7 protein-coding genes are annotated in these 12,744 nt (G+C 69.4%); 3 read left to right on the plus strand and 4 right to left on the minus strand.

The window, feature by feature from the left end; translation table 11 throughout:
- The first annotated feature begins 104 nt into the window (after nucleotides 1-104).
- The 3 genes from ACXVUM_RS06320 to ACXVUM_RS06330 all read left to right on the plus strand — a co-directional run bounded on the left by ACXVUM_RS06320 (nucleotide 105) and on the right by ACXVUM_RS06330 (nucleotide 2,632).
- Nucleotides 105-683: an LGFP repeat-containing protein gene (locus ACXVUM_RS06320; RefSeq protein ID WP_458520982.1), complete on the plus strand. Its 579-nt coding sequence runs from the start codon at nucleotides 105-107 to the stop codon at nucleotides 681-683.
- Nucleotides 661-1,650, plus strand: coding sequence for a polysaccharide pyruvyl transferase family protein (locus tag ACXVUM_RS06325; protein WP_458520983.1), 990 nt, complete (start codon nucleotides 661-663; stop codon nucleotides 1,648-1,650). Before ACXVUM_RS06320 ends, ACXVUM_RS06325 begins: the two co-directional genes overlap by 23 nt.
- Before the next feature lie 271 nt (nucleotides 1,651-1,921).
- Nucleotides 1,922-2,632, plus strand: a complete 711-nt coding sequence (locus ACXVUM_RS06330; RefSeq protein WP_458520984.1) for a hypothetical protein — start codon at nucleotides 1,922-1,924, stop codon at nucleotides 2,630-2,632.
- 37 nt (nucleotides 2,633-2,669) lie between these two features.
- On the opposite strand, the gene ACXVUM_RS06335 is transcribed toward ACXVUM_RS06330, so the two are convergent.
- The 4 genes from ACXVUM_RS06335 to ACXVUM_RS06350 form a co-directional block, all read right to left on the minus strand.
- Nucleotides 2,670-4,220 (minus strand): acyl-CoA carboxylase subunit beta, encoded by a 1,551-nt coding sequence (locus ACXVUM_RS06335; protein ID WP_458522801.1) that lies wholly within the window; start codon nucleotides 4,218-4,220, stop codon nucleotides 2,670-2,672.
- Between the two features lie 51 nt (nucleotides 4,221-4,271).
- Nucleotides 4,272-9,497 (minus strand): polyketide synthase Pks13, encoded by a 5,226-nt coding sequence (gene pks13, locus ACXVUM_RS06340; protein ID WP_458520985.1) that lies wholly within the window; start codon nucleotides 9,495-9,497, stop codon nucleotides 4,272-4,274.
- Between the two features lie 25 nt (nucleotides 9,498-9,522).
- Nucleotides 9,523-11,418, minus strand: a complete 1,896-nt coding sequence (fadD32, locus tag ACXVUM_RS06345; protein WP_458520986.1) for a long-chain-fatty-acid--AMP ligase FadD32 — start codon at nucleotides 11,416-11,418, stop codon at nucleotides 9,523-9,525.
- Between the two features lie 270 nt (nucleotides 11,419-11,688).
- Entirely contained in the window at nucleotides 11,689-12,687 is a 999-nt protein-coding gene (locus ACXVUM_RS06350; protein ID WP_458520987.1) for an LLM class F420-dependent oxidoreductase, read from the minus strand.
- Nucleotides 12,688-12,744 lie beyond the last annotated feature (57 nt).

Genomic DNA, 12,744 nt, shown 5'->3' on the forward strand with positions numbered 1-12,744 from the left:
TGCATGTGACGGGACCCAAGACGACGTCCATGACAGATGTCCGAGCGGCCTCGGTACCGTGCACACGAGCGATGACGCCACCGGACACGAGCGACAGGACTGCGATGCGGATCAGACAGCGTTTCTCCACAGTGGCCGTCGCCGTGACGGCGGCAGCCGCGGTCTGCGTCGGACAGCCGGCGGTCGCCTCCGCCGACGTCACCATCGGAGACTTCACGGTCGGCGGTCGGATCCTCGACGCGTACACGGCGACCGGCGGTCAGGAGAAGTGGGGCGCCCCCACGACGAACGAACTGCCCGCCGCCGATCGAGGCCGGTTCCAGAGATTCGCCGCGGACACGGCGTTCTACTGGAAGGCCGACGTGACCGGGGGCGTCGCCCATCAGATCGGTGGAGCCATCCGGGTCAAGTGGGGTGTGCTGCGCTTCGAGCGCGGACCCCTGGGCTGGCCCACCACCGACGAGATCGACGCATCGGGCAAGGGCCGCAAGCAGTTCTTCCAGGGCGGCAACATCTACTACGGAGCCGACACCGGCACGCATCCGGTGTGGGGCGAGATCCTGAACAAGTACGCCGCCGCGAAGGGGCCCGGCGGGAAGCTCGGCCTGCCCACGTCCGACGAGTACCGGATCGGGAAGCAGTTCGCCCAGAACTTCCAGGGTGGTCGCCTCACGTGGCCATGACCGCACGCTGAGCCGGTCGGCACCAGATCCGCCGGACACACTGCTGGACTTCCCGGCCCACCTGAACGCCGGCGACGCCCTGATCTATCGCGGCGAGCTCGAATACGCACGCATCCTCGGGGTACGGATCGGCTACGTCAGGGCACTGCACACCCACGACGACGAACTCCTCGCCCGGCGGTGCCCGCGCGGGCCGCTGCTGTTGCACGGTGGCGGCAACTGGGGCGATCGATACGACCGCCATCAGCTCTTCCGCGAACGCATGGTGCAGCGCCATCCGGACCGAACCATCGTCGCCCTGCCTCAATCGATGGACTACTCCACCGACACGGCGCTGCAGCGCACCCAGAGTGTGTACGCGAAGCACCCCGACCTGCATCTCCTGGCTCGCGACGACAGGACCTACCGGCGGGCGCGCGGTGCGTTCCCGCGCAACCACGTCCACTTCTGCCCCGACATGGCGTTCGGAGTGGGAGAACTGAGCCCCTCGGCCGGCACCGCCCACGAGGTCGTCGTACTCAAACGAACTGATGGCGAATCCGTCCACCATGCCTCTGCAGTTCCCGACGAGCTGCGCACGCACTCGGTGATGACCGACTGGACCTCACGACTACGCCGGGTCGCGGGATGGCAGGCGCAGACGCATCTGCAGTCGGCCGTTCACAGGATCGGTGTTCTGCGGGCCAGCACCTACCCCGCGCAACGATGGGCCTTCGAACGGCAGTCCCGGGCGACAGTCGCCGATGCCGTCGCCACGATCTCGCAGGGACGGGTCGTGGTGACCGATCGCCTCCACGCCGCCGTCTTCGGTGCGCTCCTCGGCAAACCGGTCGTGATGATCGACAATGCGACGAAGAAGCTCTCCGCAGCGCACGAGAGTTATCTCGGTTCGTTCCCCGACGTGCGGCTCGCCGAGGGCTTCACCCAGGCCACCACCATCGTCGGCGACCTCCTCCGCGCCGCCTGACGTCCGCCCGTGGGAGGGGCACGACCGGGACGTCGTCGGCGAGCGGCATCTGCCACTGCTGTCGGACGACCCGCCCACCCCTCGTGGGCTGAGACGATCCCGCTCGGCTGTGTCACAGCGCAGAACGGGCGTAGCGTTGGCCTGGTCCCCCAGTTCCCCGGCGGTTCCCCCGCTCGCTGTCGGACATGATGCGGTTGCCGACCACCGTGACCGGGTGAGGCTCAGCCGTGTACCCAGCAACTCTCCGTGTGCGGACGTCTGCGCGACGCCTGTGACCGCCCCCGGCTTCGCGTCGGTCGCCTGCGACGAGGCCGCGTCAGCACTCGGCGTCGACGAGGTCGCCATCGCGGTCGGCACATCACTGGAGTCCGTGTGGGGACTGGTCGGCGCGACAGGCCCTCTGGTCACCGCCATCGACGACGAACAGTTCCACCTCGGGATCGGACCTGTGGCCGACGCCCTCCGCGACGGCGGCGGGCTGCACTCCGCCCCGAACCTGCACTCCATCCGTGTCATCGACCACCACGCGGCGTTCCTCGCCCGCGGAGCAGCACGCCTCGGCGTCGGCGCGGTCTTCGCGATCGCACTCCGACTCCCGACGGACACCCCCGCCGCCCTGCAGTTGGTGCGGCGCACACCCGGCGCCCCGATCGACGACGGCGCCGTCGAGTCACACGCCAAGAGCGTGGCGGTCGCCATCGCCCGCGACATCGATCACCGGCTCGTGCACGGCAGCTCCGGCGACCACTGGATCGACCGCTTCGTCGCGGGACGAGAGGGGTCCCCTGTCGTCGCCGACACCCTGGCCCGCCGTCTGCGTGTGGTGGAGGCCGTCGACCTGCTGGCCACCGCCGCACGGATCGAGCGATGCGACGCCCTCGCGCGCCTGCGCGGGTTCGGCTTCCGCAACGACCACCCGCTCGCCGGACTCGCCGAGTCCGTGCTGGCCGGCGACGTCACCGTCGACGAACTGATGACGTGACGCCGCGCGGTCGGATCGCCGGGACCGGCGGGCCGACCTAGATCGGCATCAACAGATGCTTGCGCGGTGTGCGGAAGGTGTCCTTGTCGCGCAACTGCGCCAACGCCTTCCGCAGCTGCAGTCGCGTCTGCGACGGTTCGATCACCGCGTCGATGTAGCCGCGTTCGGCGGCGAGGTACGGCGTCGCCATCATCGTGTTGTAGAAGTTGATGAAGTCGGTCCGGATCTTGTCCGCCTCGTGCGGCGTGGCGTTCTCGGTCTGCCGACGGGTCAGGATCGCCGCCGCCGACTCCGCGCCCATCACCGCGATCTTGGCCGTCGGCCACGCGAAGTTGATGTCGGCACCGAGCTGCTTGCACCCCATCACCGCGTACGCACCGCCGTAAGCCTTGCGCACCACCACGGTCACCTTCGGCACGTCGGCCTCGACGTAGGCGAAGAGGAACTTGCCCGACCGGCGGATGGTTCCCTTCGCCTCCTCGGCGACACCCGGGAGGATGCCCGGCGTGTCCACGACGAACACCAGCGGGATGTTGAAGACGTTGCAGGTCCGGACGAATCGTGTCGCCTTCTCCGAGCTGTCGGTGTCGAGGACACCGGCCATCACGCTCGGCTGGTTCGCGACCACACCCACCGACCGCCCGTCGACACGCGCGTAGCCGGTCAGGATGTTGGGGGCGAAGATCTCCGACACCTCATGGAACGCGCCGTCGTCGAAGATGCGGACGAGGATGTCGCGCATGTCGTATCCGGCGTTGTCGTTGTCCGGGAGGAAGTCGTCGAGCAGCCGGTCGCTGTCGGTGATCTCCGGCTCGAGCCCCGGGTTGATGATCGGCGGCATCTCGTGCGCCGTCGACGGCATGTACTGCAGGTACTCCCGCACCCACGCGAAGGCCTCCGCCTCGGTGTCGGCGACATGGTGGATGTTGCCCCACCGCGCCTGGTTGTGGACGCCACCGAGATCCTCGGCGTCGATCTCCTCACCCGTCGTCTGCTTGATGACGTCGGGCCCGGTGACGAACATGTAGCTCGCGTCCTTGACGCCGACGAGGACGTCGGTGTTGGCCGGGGTGTAGACGGCCCCACCCGCGCACTTGCCGAGGATGACCGACACCTGCGGCGCCAGACCCGACAACAGGTCGTTGCGACGACCCATCTCGGCGTACCACGCCAGCGAGGTGACCGCGTCCTGGATGCGCGCGCCCGCGGAGTCGTTGATGCCGACCATCGGGCAGCCGATCTTGCCGGCCCACTCCATGAGCGCCGACACCTTGCGGCCGAAGACCTCGCCGACGGTCCCGCCGAAGACGGTCTGGTCGTGGCTGAACGCCGCCACCGGCCGGCCGTTCACCAGTCCGTGGCCGGTGACCACGCCGTCGCCATACCCGCTGGAATCGCTGCCCGACAACTTCGCGAGCTGACCGATCTCCACGAACGTCCCGGGGTCGAACAACATCCGGAGCCGCTCACGCGGCGACGGGATGCCTTTCGCGGCACGTTTCGCGTCGGCCTTCTCGCCCCCGGGGTTCTCTGCGACCCGCAACTTCTCGCGCAGGTCGGCCAGCTTCGCCGCGGTGGTGTCCATCAGTCGGGTGTCTCCTGTCCGGGTCGGTGGATCCCGTCCGGGCCCACCGCCTCATCATGCGCCCGCGTCTGCGGTGAGCCGCGCGAGACGGGCCGAGAGGTCCGCCCCGATCCGCGACACGTAGGGCTCGTCGATCATCGCGATGTGGTCGCCGCCGATGTGGACGATCTCCAGATCGTCGACCACCTCACCCCAGCGGCCGTCCTCGGGGATGTCGGCCCATCGGGGTTCGAGTTCCACGGCGCCGTCCTGCATCTTGTCGGCGCGGTAGAGCACCACCTTCCCGTCGAACGGTCCGGGTTCGATGGTCGACAGCGCGCGGTTGTCGAGGAACGACGTCCGCTGGTGCTCGATGATCCCACCGGGGATCTTCGCGTTGCTCATCTGGAGCAGTTCCATGACGATGCGGAACTGGCCCTCGTCGTCGGCGTCGACGAGTCGGTCCATCGGCACCGGCACGTCGTCGACGCCGTAGGTGCGCTTGGCGAACGCCATGTACCGCTCGAGACGGTCGCGCTTCTCCTCCGTGGTCTCCTCCGACGACCCGTTGGGTCGTACGGCGTCGATGAGGGCGACGAACGCGACCTGATGGCCGGCCTCCTGCAGCTTCTGCGCGCAGCCGTACGCGAGGGCGCCGCCCAGCGACCAGCCGGCCAGGATGTACGGCCCGGACGGCACGACCTCCAGGAGCTTCGGCAGGTACTGCTCGACGCGCTCGGCGATGGTGCCCTCGACGCGGTCGAACCCGATGACGGGCTGGTCCTCGGGCAACCGCTTGAGCAGCGGCTCGTACGCCATCGACGACCCACCCGCGGGATGGAACAGCAACAGCGGCGGCTTCGGCGACCCCGCCGTGTCAGACCCTTCGGGCGTGCGCAGGTACCGGACGAAACCGTCCACAGCACCGCCCTCGAGGTGTTCGCGGACGTAGGTCGCGAGGTCCTCGATGGTCTCCGCGTCGAGCACGTCCTCGATGTCGATCTCGCCGCCCGCGCGCTCCGACAGCCGCTCGGTGAGCTTCTCCGCGGTGTCCTCGTCGAGGACGGGCAGCTTGGTGAAGATGCCGCCCGGCGAGGACCCGGTCACCTTGGTCCACACGCCGAAGGTGAGGCGTTCGGCGGCGTCACGTGGCGGGACGTCCGCTCCCGCAGCCGCGGCGACCGCGGCCTGGTCGACGAGAGCGGCCGGTGCGGCGGGGGCATCCGTGGGCTGGTCCGAGTCCGGCGCCGCCTCGGGTGCGGGCGTCGGGTCCTGCGCCGGGGTGTCGGCGGGACCCGACTCGATCATCTCGGCGATGGCCGCGGTGTCCAGCACCTCGCCCTCGCCACCGGCGGCCAGTGCGGCCACCTCATCGCGGTGCTCGACCGCGTAGGTCACGAACTTCACGACGTCCCGCAGGTCGGCCTGTCGCATCGCCTGCAGCTGCAGCTGTGGGATGTCGAACTCGTACTCGACGCGGTTCTTGATCCGCATGGCCATGAGCGAGTCCAGACCGAGCTCGATGAGCGGGATCTCGCGCGGCAGGTCCTCGGCCTCGTATCCCATGGACTCGGCGACGATCAGCGCGACCCGGTCGTCGACCGACTCGCCTCCCTCCGGGCTCCACCGGCGGCCGATGTCGTCGACGATCTCCGGCTCGGTCACGACACGTTCGTCGACGAAGCCCGACGCGCGGGCGGCCTCACCCGGGGTCTCGGTGGTGGCGCCCGGCACCGCGGCCGGTTCGGCCGCGACGGCGGTGGCCCCGAGTGCGGTGCCGGTGACGACGGCGTGGAGCAGCAGCGTGAACGACGACCCGTCCTTCGCGTGGACCTGCAGCGACCCTCCGCCGGGATGCGGGGTGAACGTGGTGGTCAGCGTGCCGGTGGCCGGGATCGGTGCCGACTGCTCCGCCGCACCCACGGCGACGTCGGTGAGGACCTGGCCGGCCGCCGCACCGACGAGCGCACGGGGATCGGTGACCGCGGCCGCGGACACCTCCCACGCGTGGCGACCGTCCGGCAGGGCGACGTGTGCACCGGGGACGCGGTCTGCACCGCTGCCACCGCCGATGCGGGCGCGCAGCCAGTAGTCCTTGCGCTCGAAGCGTGTGCGCGGGATCTCGGCGTACTCGCCGGCGCCGAACAGGCTCGCGACGTCGACGGCGTGGCCGTGGACGTAGAGCTTCATCAGCGCGGTCACCACGCCGAGGCTCTCGTCCTCCTTGCGCCGCAACGTCTCGATGAGCTCGGCGTCGTGCAGTCCGGCGTCGAAGGTCACGGCGGCGACGGAGATCAGCACCGCCGGGTTCGGCGACAGCTCCAGGAAGGTGCGGTGTCCGTTCTCCACCGACTTCGCGATGGCCTGGGAGAACCAGACGCTGTGACGCAGCCCCTTCGTGAAGTAGTCGATGGTGTGCACCGGCTCGGATCCCGGGCGGTAGAACGTCTCCCGGTCCACCGAGCTGTAGAAACCGACGGTCGGGCTCTGCGGTGCGATGCCGGTCAGCTCGTAGGCCAGTTCACCGAGCAGCGGATCCATCTGCGCGGTGTGACTCGCACCCTTGGTCTGCAGCTTGCGGCCGAGCTTGCCCTCGGATTCCGCGCGTTCGACGATCGCGTCGACCTGCGCCTCCGGACCACCGATCACGGTGTGGGTCGGCGCGGCGTAGACGCAGATCTCGAGGTCGGGGTAGTCGGCCAGGACACCGGTGATGTCCTCGGCGCTGTACTCCACCAACGCCATCAGGCGGATGTCGTCGCCGGAGAGACTGGCCTCGCCCTCGCCCATGAGCCGCGACCGCTGGCAGATGACGCGCGTCGCATCCTCGAGCGAGAGGCCGCCGCTGATGTAAGCGGCCGACGCCTCACCCATCGAATGCGGGACCAGCACACCGGGTTCGGCGCCGTGATGGCGCAGCAGCTCGGCGAGACCGACCTGGATGGTGAAGATGCCGACCTGCGCGGTCTCGATGCCGTAGGTCTGCGCGTCGTCGGAGAACATCTCGACGATCGAGTACCCGAGTTCGTTCTGCACGAACTCGTCGACGCGGTCGAGCGCGGCGGCGAACACCGGGTTCTCACCGTAGAGCTGCTTGGCCATCTTGCGGTGCTGACTGCCGAAGCCCGACAACAACCACACCGCCGACGCGGGATCCGGTGAGTCGCAGGAGAACACGAGCGGCGACGCCTTGCCCTCGGCGACGGCTCGGACACCCTTGATCGCCTCGTCGTGATCGTGGGCCATGACGACGGCACGACTGCGCCCGTGGTTGCGGTGCGCGAGCGCACGACCGATGTCGACCAGGGACGCCGCGCGCCCCTCCTCGCTCTCGAGCCAGTCCGCGAGATCGGCGGCGGTCTTGCGGCGCCGCGACGGCAGGAACGCGGACACCACGAGAGGCACGACCATGCCCTCGCGGGTCACCGGCGCGTAGTCGGCGAGCGGGTCCGCCTCGGCGACCTCGGGCTCCTCGGCGGGTTCCGGTGCGGCGGAGAACATCCCCATCGCCGCCTTCTCGGCGTCGGTGAGGAACTCGTCGTCGTCATCGTCGACGTCCGCGTCGACATCGAGGGCGGCGGGGGTGGCCGCGGCGGGGGTGGCCGGCGGTGCGGCTACCGGCTCGGACAGGTCCTCGGGCGTCACCTCGCGGACCACGACGTGCGCGTTGGTGCCACCGAAACCGTTGCCGGAGACACCTGCCACCGCGTGGCCGCTGTAGCGCGGCCAGTCGGCGGCCTCGGGGATGACGCGCAGCCGGGTGGCCTCGAACTGGATGTAGGGGTTCGGCGCGGTGTAGTTCAGCGACGGCGGCAGTTTGTCGTTCTGCAACGCCAGCACGAGCTTGATGAGCCCGGCCGAACCGGCCGCGGACTCGAGGTGGCCGAAGTTCGTCTTGGCCGACCCGAGCAGCGCCGGCTTGTCCGCGTCGCGCCCCCGGCCGACCACACGACCGAGTGCGTCGGCCTCGATGGGGTCGCCGAGGATGGTGCCGGTGCCGTGCGCCTCGATGTAGTCGACGGTGCGCGGATCGATCGCGGCGTCGCGGTACGCGGTCCGCAGCACCTCGACCTGAGCCTCCGGGTTCGGCGCCGGCAGCCCGTTCGACCGGCCGTCGGAGTTGACCGCGGACCCGGCGACGATCGCGAGCATCGTGTCGCCGTCACGACGTGCGTCGGCGACACGCTTGAGGATGACCAGTCCGCCGCCCTCGGCGCGGACCATCCCGTCGGCGTCGGCCGAGAACGCCTTGATGCGCCCGTCCTTCGCCTGCACACCGACGCTGTCGAAGCCGAGGGTCGCCGCGGGTGACAGCAGCATGTTGACACCGCCGGCGACGCAGACGTCGGTCTCGCCCGACCGCAGACTGCGGACCGCCTGGTGCACCGCCACCAGCGACGACGAGCATGCGGTGTCCAGCGCCACCGACGGGCCGCGGAAGTCGTAATAGTAGGAGACGCGGTTGGCGACGATGGCGGTCGACGTACCGGTCAGCGCGTAGGCGGCGGTGTCACCGTTCGACTCGGGGTCGGACACGGCCATCATCTGGTAGTCGTTCGTGGAGCTGCCGATGAACACACCGACCTGCTCACCGCGCAGGTCGCTCGGCGGGATGTGCGCGTGCTCCAACGCCTCCCAGGTGAGTTCCAACGCGAGGCGTTGCTGCGGGTCGACCATCTCGACCTCGCGCGGCGACATCTGGAAGAAGTCCGCGTCGAAGCCCTTCACGTCGTCGAGGTACCCGCCGTGCAGGTTCGACTCGGCGAGGACCTGCGCCAGGCGCGGCTCGGCCTTGAACTCGGTCCACCGGTCGTCGGGCAGATCCGAGACGCCCTCGCGTCCGTTGATGAGCAGATCCCACGTCGACTCCGGGGTGTACCCGGCCTTCGGGAACCGGGTCGCCACACCGACGATCGCGATGTCGTCGTCGGCCGACCGGTCGCGACGGTAGAACAGTGCGTCGGTGTCGGTGTCGCGTCCGGCGTCGGGATCGCCCTCGATGATCCGCTTGGCCAGCGACGCGATGGTGGGGTGCTGGTAGGCGACCGTCGCGGTCAGCAGCACGCCGGTCTTGTCCTCGATGTCGGCGGCCATCGCGACCGCGTCACGGGAGGCGAGACCGAACTCCTCCATCGGGCGGTCGTCGGAGATCTGCTCGACGGGCAGCCCGGTCGCCGTGGACACCCACTGCCGCAACCAGTCCCGCAGTTCCGCGACGGTCAGGTCACCAGCCGTCTCGCCGGCGGTGCCGTGCTCGCCCGCGTCCTCGGAATGTGCTGCGCCGGTGTTCAGTTCAGACATCTCGTCCTGTCGATCGTCTCGCGCGTCAGTCGTCGGTGGGAGCGTCGGGGAACGCGGTCTGCGTGTGCCCCCCGCGCAGCGTGCCGTCGATGTAGGCGTTCTTGCAGGCGGTGTGGGCGATCTTGCCGCTGGACGTCCGCGGGATGGAACCCGCGGGGACCATCAGCACGTCTCGGGCCATCACGCCGTGCCGCTGGGCGACGGCCGCGCGGACGGCGTCGGCCACCTCCTGCGGGTCCTGGCGTTTGCCGGTGTTGCGCTCTCCCACGATGACGAGTTGCTCGGAGGCGTCGTCGGGGTCGTGCTTCATCCCTGACGTCGACGACGCGAACACCTCCGACGGCAGCTGGTTGGCAGGTACCGAGAACGCGGCGACGAACCCCGGGCGCAGCGCCGCGGAGGCCTCCTGCGCGCTGTACTCGAGGTCCTGCGGGTAGTGGTTGCGCCCGTCGACGATGACGAGGTCCTTGACGCGACCGGTGATGAACAGGTCGCCCTCGAACCAGACGCCGTAGTCCCCGGTGCGCAGCCAGCGGCCCGGGAACTGCGCGCCCTCGGCGTGGCTGCCACTGGGCAGCGGGTGCTCCAGCGTGTTGCGGAACGTCGACTCGCTCTCCTCGGGTCGGCCCCAGTAGCCGTGCCCGAGGTTGATGCCGTTCAGCCAGATCTCGCCGACGACACCGTCGGGCTGCTCGGTGGCCGACTCGGCATCGACGACAGCGGCCCACTGGCTCGCCGCGACCTGCCCGCACGCGACCTGGGCCACGGCGTTCGGCGCGGACTTGTCGACGACCGTGAACTTGCCGGCGTTGAGGTCGTCGCGGTCGACGTAGACGACCTTCGGCTCGCGGTCGCGCGGCGGCGCGGAGACGAACAGGGTCGCCTCGGCCATGCCGTACGAGGGCTTCATCGCGTACTTCGGCAGCCCGTAGGGCTCGAACGCCTCGCGGAACTTGGTCATGGAGCTCACCGTGACCGGCTCGCTGCCGTTGATGAGGCCGATGACGTTGCTGAGATCGAGGTGCTCGCCCTCACGCGGCAGGCCGCGGGCGGCCGCGTGCTCGTAGGCGAAGTTCGGGGCCGCTGCGAACGTCTCGGCCCCGTCGGACTCGGCCGCGAGCTCCTTGATCCAGCGGCCGGGACGCCGGACGAACGCCGCGGGGCTCATGATCGTGATGTATTTGCCGCCCAGCGCGGGCACGATCACGGTCAGCAGACCCATGTCGTGGAACATCGGCAGCCAGGTGACGCCGCGGCAGTTCTCGTGAAGGTTCAGCGCGTTGATCATCTGCAGGGCGTTGGAGCCCACCGACTCGTAGGTGATCTCGACGCCTGCCGGGGTCCGTGTGGAGCCCGACGTGTACTGCAGGTACGCGACGTCGTGCTGCCGTGGGGTCGGGCGCTTCCACGTCTCGCCGACCGAGTCCGGCACGGCGTCGACGGCGATGACCCGGGGACGCTGCTTGGCGGGCAGCGGCTTGAAGAAGTCGCGGACGGCCTCCGCGGACTTCGTCGCGGTGAGGATGACGGACGGGGAGCAGTCGCCGAGGACCGCGTGCAGACGGTCGGTGTGGCCGGGTTCGTCGGGCGAGAACAACGGCACCGCGATGTTCCCGGCATAGAGCGCACCGAAGAACCCGATCACGTACTCCAGCGACTGCGGCGCGAGGATCGCCACGCGATCACCGGGCGAACTGACCTGTTGCAGACGGGCGGCCACGGCGCGGAGCCGTTTGCCGAACTGCGCCCACGTCAGCTCGACGGCCTCGCCGTCCCGCTCACGGCTGTAGTCCATGAACCGGTACGCCAACGTGTCGGCCTTCTCGACCACGTTGCGTTCGACGTAGTCGACGAGCGTGTCCTCCTCGGAGATGTGGAGGTAGCCGTTCTCGTCGAGGAAATCCGAGAACTCACGCTTCATCAGCACTCCTGTTGACATGTTCCGCCCCGTCCCGTGTCGTGCGCCCGGGGCCGACTGCATGTCGCACCGGCCCTCGTCGTCGGGAATCCTCGGGCAGGCGCATCGACCTGACCGCGGACCCGCCCCCCAGCGCTCCCGTGTACGTCTGTGCATCACTGCGCGCATCGGGTACGTGGGGCCCCGACCCCGCGTCGTCCGACTGCGCGACAAACCTTACGCATAGTACCGGCATGACAGCCGAACTCGTGGGCTGACCCGACAGACCGGTCATCACTCGCTCTCGCGGAGGATCGGGATGACCGGCGCGAACGCGTCCATCTGGGTGGGGAACACCCCCACATAGGACATGGTGGTGCGTTCCCGGACGGTCCGGATCTGCTCGGCGATCTCCTCGAACGACCCGACCATGATGTACGGCGAGGTCAGGATGTCGTCGACGGTCAGCTCGGCATCCTTGGCCATGTTCGGCGGGAACCCCGAGTCGATGGCCGAGAGCACCATCTCCGCCGTCGACACGCGATCGTCGGTGACGAGGATGGTGGCGATCGTCCAGTTCAGCTCGATGTCCTCGAAGCGGTCGCCGGCGGCCTGGCGGATGATGTCGACGCGCTCGATGGTCTTCTCCATCGTCATGTCGGACAGCTTGAGTCGACCGTCTGCCGTCGAGCCGGTCGCCACGGAGATGATGTCGGCGTGCTTGGCGGCCATGGCCAGCATGCGCGGACCGCCCGCGCCGACCATGATCGGCGGCCGCGGCCCCTGCCGCGGTCGGGGTGCCCCGACGACCTTCTCCACGTCGTAGTACGTGCCGTGGAAGGTGCACTCCTGGCCGCGCATCAGCACGTCGAGGATCGTGAGCGCCTCGTCCACCTGGGCGAGCCGCTCCCCCGGGGTGCCGAACCAGATGCCCGCGGAATCGAAGTCCTCCCGCAGCCACGACGCACCGATGCCCAGTTCCAGACGCCCCTTGCTCAGGACGTCGATGGTGGTCGCCTCCTTGGCGAGCACCACGGGATGCCGCAGCCCCGCGGCCAACGTCGTCGTCGCCAGACGGATCGTGCTGGTCGCCTGGCTCAGCGCACCGAGCGCCGCGAGGGGGCCGACCTGGTTCTCGAGGTGGTCGGGGATGGCGAAGGTGTCGAAGCCGTACTCCTCGGCGCGTTGCGCGAGGGCGACGAACTTGCGGGCGCCGCCCTCGTCGCGATTGCCCTCACCGCCGGCCGCGAACCGGAAGGGGCGTGGCGAGGAACCCCGGTCGCTCGTCGTCATCGATCTCCCGTTCTCGTCGTGGGCATCTGCGAGACCGTACGGGCGCAGAACGTGGTC

The organism is Williamsia sp. SKLECPSW1 (assembly GCF_054332755.1).